Source organism: Vibrio sp. S12_S33 (assembly GCF_963889785.1).
GTDB classification, from domain to species: Bacteria; Pseudomonadota; Gammaproteobacteria; order Enterobacterales; family Vibrionaceae; genus Vibrio; species Vibrio aestuarianus.
This window is the reverse complement of sequence record NZ_CAWPQZ010000036.1, coordinates 22,960-42,067: the sequence shown is the minus strand read 5'-3', so window position 1 is coordinate 42,067 and position 19,108 is coordinate 22,960. Positions and strand designations below refer to the sequence as shown.

Annotated in this window: 18 protein-coding genes; 12 read left to right on the top strand and 6 right to left on the bottom strand. The window is 41.2% G+C overall.

Features of this window, described 5'->3' with window-relative positions; translation table 11 throughout:
- The coding region (locus tag AACW06_RS14800) for a transposase (protein WP_192074488.1) at positions 1–123 on the top strand (123 nt) is incomplete at its 5' end.
- A gap of 50 nt (positions 124–173) precedes the next feature.
- Here AACW06_RS14800 and AACW06_RS14795 read toward each other — a convergent pair.
- Positions 174–1,442, bottom strand: a complete 1,269-nt coding sequence (locus tag AACW06_RS14795) for an O-acetylhomoserine aminocarboxypropyltransferase/cysteine synthase family protein (protein WP_192075654.1) — start codon at positions 1,440–1,442, stop codon at positions 174–176.
- 365 nt (positions 1,443–1,807) lie between these two features.
- On the opposite strand from AACW06_RS14795, the gene AACW06_RS14790 reads away from it, so the two are divergent.
- Positions 1,808–2,734: a GGDEF domain-containing protein gene (locus tag AACW06_RS14790; protein WP_192075653.1), complete on the top strand. Its 927-nt coding sequence runs from the start codon at positions 1,808–1,810 to the stop codon at positions 2,732–2,734.
- Between the two features lie 199 nt (positions 2,735–2,933).
- On the opposite strand, the gene cspE is transcribed toward AACW06_RS14790, so the two are convergent.
- Entirely contained in the window at positions 2,934–3,146 is a 213-nt protein-coding gene (gene cspE, locus AACW06_RS14785) for a transcription antiterminator/RNA stability regulator CspE (RefSeq protein ID WP_053312090.1), read from the bottom strand.
- Positions 3,147–3,331: 185 nt separating this feature from the next.
- The gene (locus AACW06_RS14780; RefSeq protein ID WP_053312091.1) at positions 3,332–4,567 is read right to left on the bottom strand and encodes a GGDEF domain-containing protein; all 1,236 of its coding nucleotides are present in this window, start codon (positions 4,565–4,567) and stop codon (positions 3,332–3,334) included.
- A 243-nt stretch (positions 4,568–4,810) separates the two neighbouring features.
- Here AACW06_RS14780 and AACW06_RS14775 point away from each other — a divergent pair, with 243 nt between their 5' ends.
- From AACW06_RS14775 to AACW06_RS14730, 10 genes are all read left to right on the top strand, one after another.
- Positions 4,811–5,179, top strand: coding sequence for a late competence development ComFB family protein (locus tag AACW06_RS14775; protein WP_192075652.1), 369 nt, complete (start codon positions 4,811–4,813; stop codon positions 5,177–5,179).
- Positions 5,180–5,189: 10 nt separating this feature from the next.
- Positions 5,190–5,471, top strand: coding sequence for an HlyU family transcriptional regulator (locus AACW06_RS14770; RefSeq protein WP_192075651.1), 282 nt, complete (start codon positions 5,190–5,192; stop codon positions 5,469–5,471).
- A gap of 405 nt (positions 5,472–5,876) precedes the next feature.
- Complete coding sequence (locus tag AACW06_RS14765) at positions 5,877–7,430, top strand: Re/Si-specific NAD(P)(+) transhydrogenase subunit alpha (protein ID WP_192075650.1); 1,554 nt, start codon at positions 5,877–5,879, stop codon at positions 7,428–7,430.
- A gap of 11 nt (positions 7,431–7,441) precedes the next feature.
- Entirely contained in the window at positions 7,442–8,818 is a 1,377-nt protein-coding gene (pntB, locus tag AACW06_RS14760; protein ID WP_053312095.1) for a Re/Si-specific NAD(P)(+) transhydrogenase subunit beta, read from the top strand.
- 147 nt (positions 8,819–8,965) lie between these two features.
- Entirely contained in the window at positions 8,966–10,420 is a 1,455-nt protein-coding gene (gene vxrA / locus AACW06_RS14755; protein WP_337923491.1) for a sensor histidine kinase VxrA, read from the top strand.
- Entirely contained in the window at positions 10,395–11,054 is a 660-nt protein-coding gene (gene vxrB, locus AACW06_RS14750) for a response regulator transcription factor VxrB (RefSeq protein ID WP_192075649.1), read from the top strand. Before vxrA ends, vxrB begins: the two co-directional genes overlap by 26 nt.
- A complete protein-coding gene (locus AACW06_RS14745; RefSeq protein ID WP_192075648.1) occupies positions 11,054–11,935 on the top strand; it encodes a DUF2861 family protein in 882 nt (293 codons plus the stop codon). Before vxrB ends, AACW06_RS14745 begins: the two co-directional genes overlap by 1 nt.
- A 60-nt stretch (positions 11,936–11,995) precedes the next feature.
- On the top strand, positions 11,996–13,156 hold the full coding sequence (locus tag AACW06_RS14740; protein ID WP_192075647.1) for a conjugal transfer protein TraF: 1,161 nt from the start codon (positions 11,996–11,998) through the stop codon (positions 13,154–13,156).
- A gap of 44 nt (positions 13,157–13,200) precedes the next feature.
- A complete protein-coding gene (locus AACW06_RS14735; protein ID WP_168524669.1) occupies positions 13,201–13,356 on the top strand; it encodes a YoaH family protein in 156 nt (51 codons plus the stop codon).
- Between the two features lie 159 nt (positions 13,357–13,515).
- Positions 13,516–13,791: a hypothetical protein gene (locus tag AACW06_RS14730; RefSeq protein ID WP_192075646.1), complete on the top strand. Its 276-nt coding sequence runs from the start codon at positions 13,516–13,518 to the stop codon at positions 13,789–13,791.
- Positions 13,792–14,151: 360 nt separating this feature from the next.
- Here the strand turns inward: AACW06_RS14730 and AACW06_RS14725 are convergent, their stop codons facing one another.
- From AACW06_RS14725 to yciH, 3 genes are all read right to left on the bottom strand, one after another.
- Positions 14,152–17,307 (bottom strand): efflux RND transporter permease subunit, encoded by a 3,156-nt coding sequence (locus AACW06_RS14725; protein WP_192075645.1) that lies wholly within the window; start codon positions 17,305–17,307, stop codon positions 14,152–14,154.
- A 9-nt stretch (positions 17,308–17,316) separates the two neighbouring features.
- Positions 17,317–18,444, bottom strand: a complete 1,128-nt coding sequence (locus AACW06_RS14720; RefSeq protein ID WP_192075644.1) for an efflux RND transporter periplasmic adaptor subunit — start codon at positions 18,442–18,444, stop codon at positions 17,317–17,319.
- Positions 18,445–18,791: 347 nt separating this feature from the next.
- Entirely contained in the window at positions 18,792–19,103 is a 312-nt protein-coding gene (gene yciH, locus AACW06_RS14715; protein ID WP_192075643.1) for a stress response translation initiation inhibitor YciH, read from the bottom strand.
- Positions 19,104–19,108: the final 5 nt, after the last annotated feature.

The window sequence follows — 19,108 nt, the reverse complement described above, 5'->3', positions numbered from 1 at the left end:
ACCTGCACACTGGAAGGGATGAACAACAAGATAAAGCTAATCAAGCGAATGGGTTATGGGTATCGAGATACAGACTACTTCTTCTTGAAGATAAAAGCGGCTTTCCCCGGAAAGCCGCGATGAACCATAAAAAAGCCAGCGTATCGGCTGGCTCGTTATTACTGGGAATAAGGCTATGCGTTAAGCGCTTGCTCTAAATCGGCAAGAATGTCATCAATATGCTCAATCCCCACAGAAAGTCGAATCATCTCTGGTGACACACCAGCTTGTTTTTGTTCTTGCTCATTGAGCTGTCGGTGTGTGGTTGATGCAGGGTGACAAGCGAGAGATTTAGCATCGCCAATATTGACCAGGCGTTTAAATATCTGCAATGCATCATAAAAACGAACGCCAGCATCATAGCCCGCTTTTAAACCAAATGAGAGGATGGCCGAAGGCTTACCTTCCATATACTTTTGCGCAAGAGCATAGTGTTCTGACTGTGGAAGAGCGGCGTAGTTAACCCAGCTAACTTTGTCATGTTGCTCAAGAAATTGGGCTACTTTCAGTGCATTTTCTGTGTGTCGTTCCATGCGAAGTGATAGGGTTTCTAACCCTTGCATCAACATAAAAGCATTCATTGGTGACAAGGTTGCGCCAGTATTTCTTAAAGGAACGGTGCGTGCTCGCCCAATAAAAGCCGCGTCGCCAAAAGCTTCGGTATAAACCACGCCATGGTAAGAAGGTTCGGGTTGATTAAACACAGGGAAACGATCTTTATGCTGCACCCAAGGAAATTTACCTGAATCGATAATCATGCCACCGAGCGTAGTACCATGCCCACCGACATACTTGGTTAAAGAGTGCACCACGATGTCTGCACCAAATGAAATCGGCTTGCATAAGGCTGGAGTTGCTACGGTGTTATCAACAATCACTGGCACGCCTTGCACGTGAGCAAGTTCTGCAACACGCTCTAAATCAATGATATTACCCGCAGGGTTACCGATACTTTCGCAATAAACGGCTTTAGTATTTTCATCAATCAGTGCAGCTAAACTCTCTGGCTGATCGTCTTTGGCGAAACGCACTTCTATGCCTTGGTTTGGTAGCATGTGAGCAAATAGGGTATACGTGCCACCATATAATTGCGGAGTCGATACAATATTATCGCCAGCTTGCGCCAACGTTAAAATGGCATAATTTATCGCTGCACTACCCGCACTGACGGCTAGGCCTGCAATACCACCTTCTAATGCCGCCATACGTTTTTCCAACACATCATTGGTTGGGTTCATGATCCGCGTGTAAATATTACCAGGGACGGCAAGGTTAAATAAATCAGCGCCATGCTGTGCATTATCAAACTCATAGGCAACAGTTTGGTAGATTGGCGTTGCGACTGACTTAGTGGTTGGATCGGTTTCATAACCAAAATGTATCGAGAGTGTTTCGTCTTTCATGTATCGTCCTTGAGCCATTGAATAGTGAATGTTTTATCACCAGAAGTCGTTATTCCTTTGCTACTTGAAGCTGCTGCGGTTGGCTACGTTGCTCACCTCAATCACACGCTTTATCAGTGATAATGATGGTGAGCTTACTTGTCGTACAGCTACAGCGCAACTTCAAGTTGTTGTCATATAACAAAAGAAACGGCAGTTATTGTCAAGCAAAGTGAAATCTCAGTACTGTATTTATTCAGTAATAGAGGAAAAGCTGCTTGTAAAATATTTAAACCTGTTTAGGAGATTTTAAATCAACATTAGGCTAACTGATAAAACCATCCCTATAATAGATACATAGCAAAATCCAATTAGGGACTGTATATATGCCGCTAATTTCTTCGATAGATGGAGCAGACCTGTTACATTTCTTTTCAGGAGAGAATGAGCTATTGCAGCTAACCATTGATGTTTTGCCGGTTCCCATCTTTTACAAAGATACTCACGGCGTCTATTTAGGGTGTAATCGCGCCTTTGAAGAATTTATTAAAATCGAAAGGCAGCAGTTGGTGGGGCGCAATGTTTATGAGCTTTTTGATAAAGATTTGGCTGATGTTTACCAAAAAGCGGATATCGAATTGTTCAACCACCCTGGTATACAAGTTTATGAGAAAAAGATTCGCACTTTTGAAGGTAACGATATTTTTGTTAAATTTCACAAGACCAGCTTTAATGATGGACAAGGGAATGTTGCCGGGCTTATTGGGGTGATATTTGACATTACCGAGCAAAAAGCACTCGAAGAAAAGCTGCTTAATAAAGCAGCTTATGATGAATTAACGGGTCTTTATAACCGTTGCCAAGGTTACGCTGTAGCGGAAAAACTGCTCTCCCAAATCGAAGAAGATCAGCAAGTTGCGATAATTATGATCGACGTTGACCATTTCAAACGCATAAACGACACCTTCGGTCATTTAAGCGGTGACGAGGCACTACGTCATATAGCAAGCACATTTCAAACGCACAAACACGATTCAGATATCATCATACGCTGGGGCGGGGAAGAGTTTCTCATACTGGTTAAGTTGTCCGATGCAAGTCATTGCGTCGATAATATGGCAGCAATCGCTGAGCACTACCGTAGTGTTATAGAAAACCACCCTTTGCCAATGTACAGCGGTAAAGTAACGATCACCATCAGTGGTGGGGTCAGTTGTTATACCGGCCAAACATTGTTGGAAATGATTAATGAAGCTGATAATTTGCTGTACAAAGCGAAATCGCTAGGTAAAAACCAAATGTGTGTTCGTTGACCGTATAGGTGTGTTGAGCTATTGCCGATGGTTTTATACGGGGAGTAGGGTAATCGTCGATACTATAGAAAAATCGTTATACGCGTCAACATATCACGGTTAAGGAGTAATAATAGCGGTTGGAAGTTTAAGGCACATACTTAAAACTAAAAAGGATCTAAGTGCAGATGCTTAGATCCCTTATCTTTATATTAGAAACTTAAACGGGACTGACGTTTTCCGCTTGTGGTCCTTTTTGACCAACGGTAACTGTAAAGCTTACACGTTGACCGTCAGTTAGGTTGCGGTGACCTTCACCAACAATAGCGGAAAAATGTACGAATACATCCTTGCCTCCATCCTCCGGTGTAATGAAACCAAATCCTTTATCTTGATTGAACCACTTTACCGTTCCGTTTACTTTATCACTCATAATCTTACTCTTGCTTTAGTTTGAAGGTTGCTAACCAATTGCAACGTAAACAAATTAGCGAAAGTGTCATAGACAAGCTAATGAAGTTTCTGTGAATGTGATGCTCGCATGGTTGTATATCACATTTTATGTGTTTGCTTGGTAAATAGAATGTTGGAGATATTGTTTATTGAAAAGTGACACTGTTACATTTCAGTTCGATTACGCCCATTTTTTTTCGCTTTATAGAGCACTTTGTCTGCCATTTTGATAACTTCTTCTGGCTTGTTCGCTGACTGATTATCAGCCACACCAATACTGATGGTAATCGAGACTATATTTGATGAGGTTTTCTTCGCCCGTCTTTTTAAACCGGTTTTATCATCTTTCGGTCTGGCATCCGTATCGCGTATCGACATTTGATATTGTTCGATGTCATGACGTAACGCTTCTAAGTATTCGTAGGCTTGTTGGCTATCTTTGCCTTTAAAGATGACCGTGAATTCTTCACCACCGTAACGGTATACACGAGCTTTACCCTGTACAAGCAATAGACGACTGGCAACCAATTTTAAAACATCATCGCCAGTATCATGCCCATAACGGTCGTTAAACTGTTTGAAGTGATCAACATCAAGCATCGCAATTGCGTATTTACGTCCCAAATATTTCAAATCAAGATCCAAAGCATGCCGACCTGGAATATTGGTTAAGCGATCAATGAACGCCATCTGATGTCCGGCTGAAATAAGGTATAAAATCAATAAGATACCGGCCAGCGAAAATAAAGTGCTTGATATATAGTTGATGTCAAAAAAGATGAAGGTAACCGCGCAAAGCAGAATACTGGCGTATATACTTACATCCAGAATACGGTTTCGTGTCAGCACCAAAATTGCTGAAATTCCAATTAAAGCGGCAAGATATAAAACCAATAGGATTGGTAACTTCGATACTTGTGGTATCGCAACAAGAAAGGCATCGCTGAAATTTTTAAATCCACCATCACTCACGTAAAGCAAGATGATACTGACCCAAAGGATAAACAGTGCCAATATTACGATATATAGCCCGAATGTTTTACTTAAAACGGTCGCATTACTGCCAAGCGCGTGTGGAATAAAGCATGATATCGGCAGTAAAATACTGAGCAGTGATAGCTCAAGAAACGTGGTTCCTGAAGATAATGGCATCTGTAAACGCCACTGTATGATTGCGTAACCCACTAGCATCGCCATGGAAACCATGGCTAAACGTCCTTGCTTAAATATATGTCCTAATGCTATCGCTACCGCAAATAATATGTATGGTAAGTTTTCGGCAAAACCGCTATTCGCCTGGGTGACAAGGATGACATTTTCCATTCCCAAAGAGACCATCGTCAATAAAACGATTGGGAAACCAAAACGAAACCAATGAGATGACACTAAACTCGATGACATTTAATAATACGATGCTAGCTTATAAGGCAGAATAAGAACTGATAACAAAGTGAGTAGCATACTTTTATTTAATGAATTGCCAAGCTTTTTGCTAAACTTAGGTGATAAAAGCGAGTGCCTGAGCAAACTTTACATGCTGAAATATACGATCTGTTGGATAAAAGAGTCATCGTAGACTAAGTTATTGGTACTACAACAATTAAGGCAAAACTTAACCAGTAAAAAAATTTAAGGGGCGTAACGATGCAGATAAGTGTCGATGTTCATAACTACATGGAAACGCTAGTAGGGAGAGTGCTTGCGGAAGACTTTTATATTGAACATTTTAGCAATGAGCAATTAGCAGACTTAGCATGCTTGGCCTTAGGTCAATTACGACCAGTTTATATAAGACACGATATTGATTTTTTATCCGCACTGCCTGAAGAAAGGTTAGTCACCCTTAAGGATAATGCTCGGATTGCTGTTGAATCTGCGCAAAGCTTAATCATCAATGACAGACGTCAACATCGTGAAGATGATATTCCCGTTATTGTAGGTCAATTGAGATTTGATAACGATATTGAATTAGAATGGTTCGAGAAGCCACTTATTGAATCGAACAAACGATAGAGGAGTAGATGTGGGTTTTTTATCGCGTTTATTTGGTAGTTCCAAAAAACAAGCCGTTGAAACAGCGGCAGAGCCAATCGAATATAAAGGTTTTTTAATTTATCAAGCGGCTATTGCAGAATCTGGGCAGTATCGTGTAGCTGGTAGAATTGAGAAAGAAATCTGCGGGGAATTGCATAGCCACCGATTTATTCGTTCAGATGTACTTTCTAATCGCAATGATGCTGATGAGCTAATGTTGAAAAAATCACAAATGTTTATTGATCAAATGGGTGACAAAATTTTTTCTTAACGGGTATACCCTTCCTATTTGAAGTTGCAGCGGTGTTGGCTACGTTCGCTCACACCAACCACTTGCCGCTTACCTGCAACTCAAGTAGTTTGGGTATAAATCTCCGATCAACAGTACGCAATTTGATAAAAATCATAATCATTAGAGCTATAAGTCGATATTCTTATGGCTCTTTATTTATGAGAAGCATGGCTAATCTACTGTTTTCATAGAAATTTGTAACAGGTGGTTTGACCTCTGCTTTGTTGAAGTTCCATTGTTTTTTGGTAGCTTAACTACGACAATCAGTGGTTTCTCACAGTTATATGTAATAACACTTTGTTTATTTATTACAAAAAGCTTGCAGTTAGGCGAGCGGTTAGATAAAAACAGAATAATCATTGTGCCAATAGTCAAGGAATAACTATGCAAATTGGTGTACCAAAAGAAACACTTGCGGGTGAAACGCGAGTTGCTGCTTCGCCGAGTTCGGTAGCGCAGTTAATAAAGTTAGGGTTTGATGTCTCCATCGAAACACAAGCTGGTGCTTTAGCCAGTTTCGATGACGCTGCTTTTGAAGCGGCAGGAGCAAGCATTGTATCAGCACAAGATGTTTGGAATTCAGATCTTATTCTCAAAGTAAATGCCCCTATTGTTGATGCTGAGAAAGGCATTGATGAAATTGCATTACTCAAAGAAGGGACCAGTTTGATCAGTTTTATCTGGCCTGCGCAACACCCTGAATTGATGGAGCAATTATCCAGCAAGAAGATCAATGTGCTTGCGATGGACTCCGTGCCACGTATCTCTAGGGCTCAGGCGTTAGACGCACTATCATCAATGGCAAACATTGCTGGTTACCGAGCAGTGGTAGAGGCTGCACATGAATTTGGCCGTTTCTTTACAGGTCAAATTACGGCAGCTGGTAAGGTACCACCTGCAAAAGTATTGGTAGCGGGTGCCGGTGTGGCTGGTTTGGCTGCCATTGGGGCTGCTGGTAGTCTTGGTGCTATTGTCCGTTCATTCGATGTTCGTCCAGAAGTGAAAGAGCAAGTGCAGTCAATGGGTGCTGAATTTTTGGAAGTCGATTTCCAAGAAACGTCTGGCTCAGGTGATGGCTACGCGAAAGAAATGTCTGACGAGTTCAATAAGAAAGCGGCAGAACTTTACGCAGCACAAGCTAAAGACGTTGACATCATCATTACTACCGCATTAATCCCTGGTCGCCCAGCTCCTAAGTTAATCACCAAAGAAATGGTTGATAGCATGAAAGCAGGTAGCGTTATTGTTGACCTTGCGGCAGCCAATGGTGGTAACTGCGAATACACCGTTGCAGAACAAGTGATTACTACGGCAAATGGTGTGAAAGTTGTTGGTTATACCGATATGGTCGGTCGCTTACCAACCCAGTCTTCTCAGCTCTATTCCACTAACTTGGTCAACTTACTCAAGCTACTATGCAAAGAAAAAGATGGCACCATCAACATTGATTTTGACGATGTTGTACTTCGTGGTGTTACGGTAGTAAAAGAGGGTGAAATTACCTGGCCAGCGCCACCTATTCAAGTTTCTGTACAACCTCAAGCAAAACCAACTGCTGCAGTTAAACCAGAACCGAAAAAAGAAGAGCCAACATCACCACTTAAGAAAGTCGTAGCGCTTGCGGCTGGGGTTGGGGCGTTTGCGTGGATAGCTTCAGTGGCGCCTGCTGCGTTTCTAAGCCATTTTACCGTTTTCGTCTTAGCCTGTGTTGTCGGTTATTATGTGGTATGGAACGTAACTCACTCTCTGCATACGCCATTAATGTCGGTAACCAATGCCATTTCAGGCATCATTGTTGTCGGTGCATTGTTACAGATAGGTCAGGGCAGTGGCGTTGTTACTTTCTTGTCATTTATCGCCGTTCTAATTGCAAGTATTAACATTTTTGGTGGCTTTACAGTAACCAAACGTATGCTTGAAATGTTCCGTAAAGACTAAGGGAGTAATATATGTCTGCAGGATTAGTACAAGCCGCATATATTATTGCTGCTATATTTTTCATCATGAGTTTAGCTGGTTTATCCAAGCAGGAATCGGCAAGAGCTGGTAACTACTATGGTATTACTGGTATGGCGATCGCGCTAATTGCGACTATCTTCAGCCCTGGAGCGGAAGGTTTCGCTTGGGTGATACTTGCTATGGTTATTGGTGGTGGTATTGGTATTCATTTCGCTAAGAAAGTAGAAATGACCGAAATGCCTGAGCTAGTGGCCATATTACATAGCTTTGTCGGTATGGCCGCAGTACTGGTTGGTTACAACAGTTATATCGATGCGCCAGTAGTGCTTGATCACGCTGAGCATGTTATCCACTTGGTTGAAGTTTTCCTCGGGGTATTTATCGGTGCAGTAACTTTTACAGGTTCAATTGTTGCGTTTGGTAAACTTCGTGGAATCATTTCATCATCTTCACTTAATTTACCTCATAAACATAAGTTGAATTTAGCTGCCATCGTTATTTCGGCGTTGCTAATGGTCTACTTTGTTAAGCAAGACGGCAGTATGTTTGCACTATTGCTAATGACCTTGATTGCTTTTGCCTTTGGTTACCATTTAGTTGCATCGATTGGTGGCGCAGATATGCCAGTTGTGGTTTCTATGTTGAACTCATACTCTGGTTGGGCAGCAGCAGCAGCAGGCTTTATGTTAGCGAATGATCTATTGATCGTAACAGGTGCGTTGGTTGGCTCGTCTGGTGCCATTCTTTCTTACATTATGTGTAAAGCAATGAATCGCTCATTTATTAGCGTTATTGCTGGTGGTTTTGGTCAAGATGTCGTGGTAAGTGCTGACGTCGAATACGGCGAACACCGTGAAGCGAGTGCGGAAGATGTTGCTGAAATGCTCAAAAATTCTAAGTCAGTTATTATCACTCCAGGGTATGGCATGGCGGTTGCTCAAGCACAATATCCAGTTCATGAAATTACTGAAAAACTTCGCGCTCAAGGTATTAAAGTTCGTTTTGGTATTCACCCAGTCGCGGGGCGTTTACCTGGCCACATGAACGTGTTACTTGCTGAAGCAAAAGTGCCTTATGATATCGTTCTTGAAATGGATGAAATTAATGATGACTTTGCCGAAACCGACACGGTACTGGTGATAGGTGCAAACGATACAGTTAACCCTGCAGCGTTAGAAGATCCAAACAGTCCTATCGCAGGTATGCCAGTATTAGAAGTATGGAATGCACAAAACGTCATTGTCTTTAAACGTTCAATGAACACTGGCTATGCTGGTGTGCAAAACCCACTATTCTTTAAAGAGAATACGCACATGCTCTTTGGTGATGCTAAAGAGAGCGTAGACGCGATATCTAAAGCGTTGTAATCTTTAACGATGCAAAAGAAGCCAGCATATTGCTGGCTTCTTTTATTTAACCATTATAATTACTGACATTGATATAACATATCTAATGTATTGCTAGCAGATAATGACCTACAATTTTACCATTCAACCATTTGATGAATATACAACTTGTTTAAAGCGATCAATCAATTTTTATGGGGCATCTTCGCCCTGTTGCCAATTTATACTTATGCAGATTCGTTGCCTGAACGGATCGACCTGTTTGTATCGCTTTTTGGCTACGATTCTGCCAGTGTTAGTTATGACATTCGGATCTTGCAAGCAGAATACCCGACGCGCCTTTTAACACCAGAATCTATGCTGCCCCAAACCGCTGAATACCCATTAAAAGATATTCAACTGTTATATAAATTATCACAAAGTTGTACTGGTAAATTACCTCTTAGCCCATTGATTACTGAACCTTTAGTTTTTACTCGAGCGCTTTGCAAAGGCACAAAATTGACGCAAAGGTGGTTTGCCCGCAGTGCTTTAATTCATCCTGGCGGGGGGAGTTATGCAGCACGTTATATTGGTAAACACCCTGATAGTACTGCCGATTTGCAGAAATATATGCATATTCAAGAACGACCAAAAGCTAGCCATGACACTCTACTTGGTCGTTTGCAAAGCATGAATGAAGAGACCATTACCGCACTTATTGCTGGCTCGACCATGTTTGTAGAGAACAAAGATCTCTGGCTGCGAAAAGGTGATGAATATTACATTTTCGATGAAGATATATGGTTAAATAATGCTAGTAAGGCCGGCCTTAGCTATGCCATGTCCTCACAAAGTTCTACCTGCTTTGTGCAAAGAGGGAATATCTGTTGGGATGTAGAAGATCACTCTAACATTTTACGTATAAGCATGGTGGTGCTTGTTATCGCCAATATTATGCTCGTTTTGGGGTGGTCGGCTTATCGCTGGAATTCAAAACGGCAAGAAATGAAAAGTCGCATGTTAGTGCTACAGATTCTAACTCATGAGCTGCGCACTCCTATTGCTAGTTTGTCACTAACGGTTGAAGGTTTTCGACGAGAATTTGAACAGTTACCCGCTTCTGTTTATGATGAATTTAGGCGACTTTGTGAAGATTCAAGACGTTTGAGGCAATTAGCCGAAGCAAGTAAAGATTATTTGCAGTCCGATAACAAACCTCTTGCAACAGATTGGGTTCTTTCTGTAGAAGAGTGGTTACAATATAAAGCTGAAGAAGAGTTCAAAGAAGTGATTGAACTCGAGATAAACAAAGATATAGCAGCTAAACTGAATGTGTATTGGCTGGGGACCTGTATCGATAATTTGATCCGAAATGCCATAAAATATGGTGTTGCACCGATTAAATTGCAGGTTATAACAAATAAAAGTTCCATTACGATAAAAGTCACTGACCAAGGTCAACTGACCAATAAAGACTGGCGAAGTGTACGTAAACCATTTGTGAGTAAAAGTGGCCTTGGTTTAGGCCTCACGATTGTAGAATCCATGGTTGGTCGGATGGGTGGTAAAATGAAGCTTATTGGACCACCAACCACATTTATATTGGAGATCCCCTGTGAAACAGACATTGCTTCTCGTTGAAGATGATAAAAACCTAGCTGACGGTTTACTGGTTAGCCTTGAGCAAGCTGGGTATGACTGTTTACATGCAGAAACGATTGCAGAAGTTAAGCAGCATTGGGATAGTGCTGATCTGGTTATTTTAGATAGACAGCTACCGGATGGCGACTCTGTTCAATCACTGCCGGAATGGAAAAAGATTAAAGAGGTTCCCGTCATTTTGTTAACCGCCTTGGTTACTGTGAAAGATAAAGTGGCAGGACTCGATGCAGGAGCAAATGATTATCTAACCAAACCGTTTGCTGAAGCCGAGCTGTTTGCTCGCATCCGCGCACAACTTAGATCTCCTGAAGGTGAAGGGCAAGATGATGTTAAAGTTGTCACCCCAAATTTAGTTATCGATAAGTCAACTCGCGAAGTCTTTTATAAAGATGAATCGATAACCTTAACTCGCACTGAATTTGATCTGTTGTTATTTTTGGCCAGTAATTTAGGGCGTGTATTCACCCGCGACGAATTACTTGATCACGTTTGGGGATATAATCATTTCCCTACCACACGAACCGTGGATACGCATGTATTGCAATTAAGACAAAAGCTTCCCGGCTTAGAAATTGAAACACTACGTGGCGTCGGTTATAAGATGAAAGCGTAATGTTTCAATTACGAACCGTTTTACTTGGCACACTAGCTTTTAGTGTGCCAATAACAGTGCAAAGTGATGAGTGGTTTGATAAAAACACACCACTCACCCAAGCACACCAGCACTTGCTGAACAATGACTTACAAGCCATGTTTGATTCTTTGGTCGAAGTTTGGCAACTCGAACAAAATCGCAACATCAAGAGCCATCTTAATGATCTATTAATCCAATCATTAACTACTGATTGTGGTAAAGGTTTAGACAAGCGCCCACTACCTGAATGGCTCAAATCTATCACTATAAATCGCCAAGATATTCAAAGCCCTGGCCGAGATGCATATCGTGTCGCCGTTGATGTTACATCAATCAACACTCTTGATAGCGTCGAACTAACAGAATGGGTGGATAAACCTATTTCCAATGTCAATTCAGTTGATTCATATAACAATGGCAAGGATAGGAAAGAGCTTCACTATGTTAAACGCTACGATCTAAACAGCAAACTCAGTATGGGTCTATACCGCCTTGATATAACCGCCAGTGATCAACAGTCTTGGAGTGCATGGGTTATTATAGGTGAGCCTAAAGCAAGACAAGTCGTCCGCTGGGCTTCAAAAGATGAGTGGCAAATTGAAAAAAAAGCGCTACTAAATCCATACTGCCCATTACCTGAGCTGAATGTATCACTCTATGATTATGTCGATGGACAGTATTCTAAGTTGTGGAGCAAAAGTTACGTGTCTGAATATCCAAACTCTTTAGAGGTGACGAATTTGTCCTCCGATAGATATGTATTGGCGGTAACAATGACTAGTCAGCGTTGGCAAGGTCCGATCACAATTGAGCAATCTCAAGTTATCAGTAAAACATATGATGTTTCTGTAGATGAATAACTAAAGATAATAGACAATAGGTCGTTATAGACTTAAAGGAATTAATACGTTTATAACACTATGAAAAAATTCATCAAAATACTGCCATTAACAATCGCGCTGACACCTTCTTTAGCAGTAGCGGCAAATTATGCCATTGAAGCCAGAGGCGATGCGATGGGTGGCGTTGGGGTTGTATCTGCTAATTTTCTAACCGCCCCTTTTTATAACCCAGCTTTGGTAGCCATTTATCGCCGTAACGATGATTTTGGGATGATACTTCCAAGCATTGGTATTTCCTACAATGATGAAGACAAAATGGTGGATGATTTAGATAGCATCTCTAGTATGCTAGATAATAAAAACTATCAAGATCTTCAGAAAACCTTAGACAATTTAGCAGGTGACAGTTTAAAAGCTGAAATTGGTGGTGTTGTTGCGTTTGCCATTCCGAATCAATTTATAGCAGCTAATCTGTTTGCGAAAGCATACACTGAAACTTTTGTTACTTCTGATATCTATACCGGTGGTAGTACCTCTGTCGAAAACGCAGAATTAAGCGCTGTAAATGCGGTGTCTGTTGGGGTAACTGAAATTGGGTTATCGTTAGCCAAATATCAAACATTTTTAGGTCAACACATTGCATTTGGTGTGACGCCAAAACTACAACGAATCTACACTTATGTATATTCAGCAAGTGTGACTGATTATGATATTAAAGATGTAAGAGACAGTAGCCAAGGTGAAACCATATTCAACCTTGATGCAGGTGCATTATGGTTTTATGGACCACTTCGCGTTGGTTTCTCGGCAACCAACCTTATTAAGCGTGATATCAATACACAGTCGTATACTAAAACACTGACAAGTAAGACTTCCGGACAAACAAGAGACATTAATCTTGGCTACGCATACCAAATGCGCCCATTGTATACCGTTGGTATTGGCCTAGTTGCCGATTATGCAACATTAAGTGTTGATTACGATCTTAATGAAGAAAAACGTTATACAAACTTTGAAGATAACACGCAAATGATCCGCATTGGTGGTGAAATTGACATTTTACGTCAATTAAAACTAAGGGCAGGGTACAACAAGAATTTAGCATACGACAATTTGGATGGCACCATTACCGCAGGTATAAGAATATCGCCTTTAAACCTTTTTCAGTTAGATTTGGGTGCAAGTTACACTAATGAAAATGCTATGGGTGCATACATAAATTTCCTTGCTAGTTATTAACGCAGTCTTTATAGTCAGGCTCCTCAACATCAGGAGCCTTTTTTATGTTTGACGATCTCCCTACGTTATCCCATCAAGAGCAGCAAGAAGCCGTTGAAAAAATCCAGCAGTTAATGACCCAAGGTATCAGTACCGCAGAAGCGATAAAAATTGTTGCTACTGAAATCAGAGCAGAAAAAGCGGCAGAAAATAAAGAATAACGATAACAGGGCACTTATTTAGTGCCTTTTTTTGCGCCTATCTCAAATCCACCTCAGAAAAACCCCTATCTAAAAAATCAATACAATCTACTTTAAATGACCATTTGATAAATAAAAACAATGGGTTAATAGAGAATAAAACACCAGCGAGTTATTCTGATGATTGATAGGTGTAATAAAATTACAGAAGCAAGCTCTTCCGTCATTCTGGTTAATTGTGAGGTAGTGGATAATGCCACATTGAGACACTGTCACTTTAAAAGTAAAGCAAGCAATCAACTTCAAGTTATTTGGGTATATACTGAACTCAGTACGCTAGAGAGTGATAAGTTGACCTTAAGTGTTGGGGTTACGTCACTTAAGGTTGATGATGATAATATTGACAACATTCTGCACCGTGCAGATCAGCTTCTATACGAAACGAAAATCAAATAAATAACCAGTAAAGACTTTGAAGTAATTACGGGCGTTATCGAACCACTACGAAGTGCGCATTATATGTGTTATGTTAAATATGTAGGATTTTTAGTTAAGTTCATAAGTAGTTCTGTTTCAATCACTTACCCTACTTTCCAATCACTTGCCTATTGTGAGTTATAGGTCTACGCTAACTTCATGTGTTGGTGTTTCTAGGTTTTTGTTAGGTTCATAAGAGTATGCATATTTAACAGTATTCTGATTTACCATAAAATACTTAATAGTCATATAGTTACCGTTTTAACTATATGACTATTAATCTGAAAAGACCCAACATCAAAAATCCCAAAGTCTGACTTTGGGATTTGAGTTATTTAGTCAGTCTTCATCATCTAATGGTACAAGTTTTGTGTTGCCACCATGATACTTCTCTCGTTGTTTTTGGATTAATGCATAGAAACCAGGGATCAAGCATGTTCCCGCAAGAAGTACACATAGCAGTCCACCGATAAGTGATATACCGAGAGAGTTCTGACTGATATGCCCAGCCCCCGAAGCAAAAATTAGAGGGAAAAGACCTAAGATAAATGACCACGATGTCATATTCACGGCACGAAAACGTAATTTACCACCATGAACCGCGGCTTCATCAATAGCAATATCGTTCTCTTCTCGCTCCATTTTTGCGAACTCTACTATTAAGATCGCATTCTTTGCAGCTAATGCTATCAGCAAGACTAGACCGATTTGGGCATACAAATTCAATGGCATTCCCATCAAATTAAGTGCTAAGAATGAACCTAAGGTTGCAATCGGCACAACTAAAATGATGGCTAACGGAATACTCCAACTTTCGTATTGTGCCACCATAAACAAATAGATGAAAATGAGCGCAAGCGCAAAAGCAAAAATGGCTTGGTTGCCCGCGAGAACTTCCTGATAAGCCATACCTGTCCATTCGTATTGGTAACCTTGCGGCAATACTTGAGCGGCAACTCGCTCCATCGCAGCAATAGCATCACCACTGGAGTAACCCGGAGCAGGTTGACCTTGGATAATCGCGCTGCGGTACATGTTATAGCGCCATGCCACATCCGGTTCAAACACTTGTGTATGACTAACTAGTGTACTTAACGGAATCATTGTTCCATTAGCAGAGCGTACATGGAACTGCTCAAGGTTTTCCATGCTATTACGATGTTCACTATCAGCTTGCATTGTCACACGGAAATTTTTACCAAACATAGTAAAGTCATTAACGTAAACCGACCCTAAGTTACCCTGTAGCGTTTGGAATATTGAGGATAAAGGAATACCTAACTGTTTTGCCTTTTCACGGTCAATATCCACATAATAGTGAGGAACGTTGGCTCGGAATGTACTAAATGTATAAGCAATTTCAGGTTGTTGATTAGCAGCCTGAAGCATTTCACCCATTACCATCGCTAAATCGGTACGGCTACGACCCAATGTATCTTCCAGTACAAATTCAAATCCGGAAGCGGCTCCCATGCCAGGCACTGCAGGAGGCCCCATTGCAAATACAACCGCATGTGGTATTTCCAAAGCGGCACGGCCATTAATCCGCGACGAAATTGCAGCTGCTGAATGATCGCCAGCTAGGCTGTTGCGCATATCCCAACTGTGTAATTTAACAAACAGAGATGCTCCGTTTGATGCAGCGGCACCAGTCATGAATGAATAGCCATTGGCAACGGTAACGCCATCAACCCCCTGCTCTTCTTCAAGAATTTGCATCAGTTGTGAAGTCACTTCTTCCGTTCGAGATAAAGAAGCAGAGTCAGGTAATTGAACATTGACTAATAATATTCCCTTATCTTCCTGTGGAACGAAAGCAGTTGAAGTATTTTTAGCAAAGAACGTGACAGCAGCAAGTGCAAGTAGGAAGAAAGTAATCAGAAGTAAAGATTTTTTAACCAAGAAACCTGCAATTTGACCGTAGCCTTGTGTCACTTTATCTAAGCCTCGGTTAAAAGCCTTAAACCAACTTGCCGTATTTTCACCGCCTTGTTTCAGAACCAGTGAACACAGCGCAGGAGACAGAGTTAGTGCATTAATCGATGAAATAACAACTGAAATACAGATAGTTAATGCGAACTGTCGATACATGATACCTGTGATACCGGGTAGCATGGCGACAGGAAGAAATACCGCAAGTAATACAAGCGTTGAAGTGATAATTGGGCCTGTTACCTCCTTCATTGCGATAAGCGTTGCCTTACGCGGAGACATCGTTGGATCTTTAGCCATTGTTGTATCTACGTTTTCAATCACCAAAATAGCGTCATCAACAACAATACCAATGGCTAAAATAAGACCAAACAAAGTCACAGTATTAATCGTGAAGCCGGTAGTTTGCATAACGGCAAATGTACCAATCAATGAGACTGGAATGGCAAAAACGGGAATCAGGGTTGCGCGTGCGCTACCCAAAAATAAGTAAGTGACGGCAATAACCAGTAATATCGCTTCGATCAGCGTTTTAACCACACCTTTGATAGATTCAGCAACAAACACGGTTGTGTCATAACTGGTTTCAAAGGCCATGCCATCTGGAAAATTATGGCTAAGTTGTTGTAACAACGCCATAACGGCTTTACCGCTTTCCAACGCGTTGGCGTCTGATTGTAATGATAATGCAACGATCGATGCTTCTTGGCCTCGGAATGTACCGTTACCATCATAGAATTTTTTGCCTAATTCAACCCGTGCGACGTCCTTCAAGTAAACCGTAGAGCCATCAGAATTCGAACGCAAAATAACATTTTCAAACTCACCGACACTTTCCAAACGCCCTTTTGTTACCAGATTAAACTGCACCTCTTGAGCACTACTATATGGAGCAGCGCCAATACGCCCCGCTGCAACTTGTACATTCTGCTCAGTTAAAGCGGATTGAATATCGGACGTTGTTAATTTTAAATTAGCCATTTTTTCTGGGTTAAGCCAAATACGCATTGCATATTCGCCCCCACCAATGACATTAACCTCACTAATACCTTTTACACGTGCGAGTTGGTCTTTAACGTTAAGGTTGATGTAGTTAATCAGAAATTGGTCGTCATATTTTCCATCCGGTGAATAGAAATTGAGTACCATTAACAGATCTGGCGAACGTTTTTTCACGGTGACGCCAGCCATTCTCACTTCTTGTGGAAGCTTGGATTCGATCTGAGCAACACGGTTTTGGACGTTAACTTGTGCCATATCAGGGTCAGTACCAACATCGAATGTCACGTTTAGGCTGTACGAGCCATCATTGGCACTTTTCGAGGACATGTAGATCATGTTCTCGACACCGTTTACTGACGTCTCTATGGGGTCAGCAATAGCTTGTTCGACAACTTCGGCACTTGCACCAGTATAAAACGCCGTCACGCTAACAGATGGCGGGCTGATCTTCGGATATTCAGCGACGGGTAAAATAGCCAGGGATATCGCCCCTGCTAAAGTAAGAATAATAGATATGACCAATGCAAACTTAGGTCTTTGAATAAAGAAACGACTTAACATTTCGCCTCCTTATTGATTGGTCGTTGTTGGCGTTTGAGTACGAACTTCAACACCATTGCGGACACGTTGTAGACCTTGGGTGATCACCACATCATTAAGTGATAGGCCTTGATTGATGCTAATACCTTGCTCAACTTGAGGCCCCAAGTCGACATTGCGACGTTCTGCAATATTATCGTCTGACATCACCATAACAAAATCACCCTCTAAGTCTGTTTGGACTGCACGACGTGGGATAACGATAACATTTTTAGCAACGCTTTCACGAAGGTTGATTTTGATGTGTTGGCCGGGAAGAAGTCGCTGCTCGGGGTTGGGAATAACGGCACGCATATCAATAGTGCCAGTATCTAGATTGATTCGATTGCCTAAGTAATTTAGCTGACCTAAATAAGGATATTGCTCGCCATTCTCGAGTTCAAGTAGCACTTCAACACCATTCGCTTGCGTTGCGCCATCACCTTTAATTTTATCTATACTTAAAGCAATACGCTCTCGTTCACTAACACTAAAAGCCGTATTGATAGGATCTAAGCTCACAAGCGTAGCCAAAATACCCGTTGATGGAGAAACTAAATCACCAGAACTAACTTTACTATCACTAATACGGCCATTAAAAGGGGCCCGTATTTGAGTGTATGAAAGATTAACTTCAGCGAGCTTTAGCTTTGCTTTTGCCGCTTCTAATTCAGCTCGCCCACCATGTAATGCCGCCGTTAATGCATCAAATTCAGATTGAGAAATGCTACCACGCGGAAGGAGTTCATTGCCTCTCACATGGTCAAGCTGTGCTTTTTTAAGTACGGCATTAGCTTGCGCTACGGCCGCTTTTGCACTTGCTAGCTGAGCTTCGAATGACGATGGCTCAATGGTGTACAACAAATCACCCTTTTCGACCAGTTGTCCTTCTTTGAAATGACGGGCCTGTAAGTAACCAGAAACGTGAGCAGTAATATTTGTGTCTTCTATCGCTTCGATACGGCCAATATAAGATTTACTTTGTTGATGTTCGACAAGGATAACCCGTTGTGTTTCAACAAGTGGCAATGGTGTTTGGGTTTGAATGTTTTCCGTTTCACCGCACCCAACTAAGATGAGTGTTGTAGCAATAAGTGCCGCAAGTGGTTTCTTTTGCATTATTTATAATCTTATTAGAACAGGATCCGTTAAAAATACAGCAAACATACCGCTTGATTTGTCAGAAAAATTAAAGAAGATAAAAAGGAAGTGTTTCAAACTGTAACTCGATGAAAATATAAGAAAACATCGTGATAAAAGCACGGTAAATGTTGCTTTGTTGTTTCGCTCTCGATAATTTACTCACACGAGAGATACATGGAGTTCAAACAGTGAGCGCTAAGAAAATAAGAGGGATCATCATTTAGAAATGACAATCAAGTTCTAGCTAGTGAGAGGATGAGCTTGAATATTCCCCCAATCACATTGTTTATCATATTCATGAGGGCTATTGTACTATTTAAGCATCAACCACCAGATAGCTTAACGATTAAACCTTTCTTTTCGAGGTGAACCTTCACCTTATCTCGCACATCACCTTGTATTTCGATGTCGCCATTTTTCACTGAACCGCCACATCCACATACTTTTTTCAATTCTGCTGCCAATAATTTTAATGGTGCATCATCTAAGTCTAGTCCGGTAATTATGCTCACGCCTTTACCTTTTCGGCCTTTGGTTTGGCGATGAATTCTGACAATACCATCACCTTTCGGCCGTTCTACTTTCTCAGGTTCTGATTTAATGCGACCTAAATCAGTTGAATATACAAGCGTCATAAATT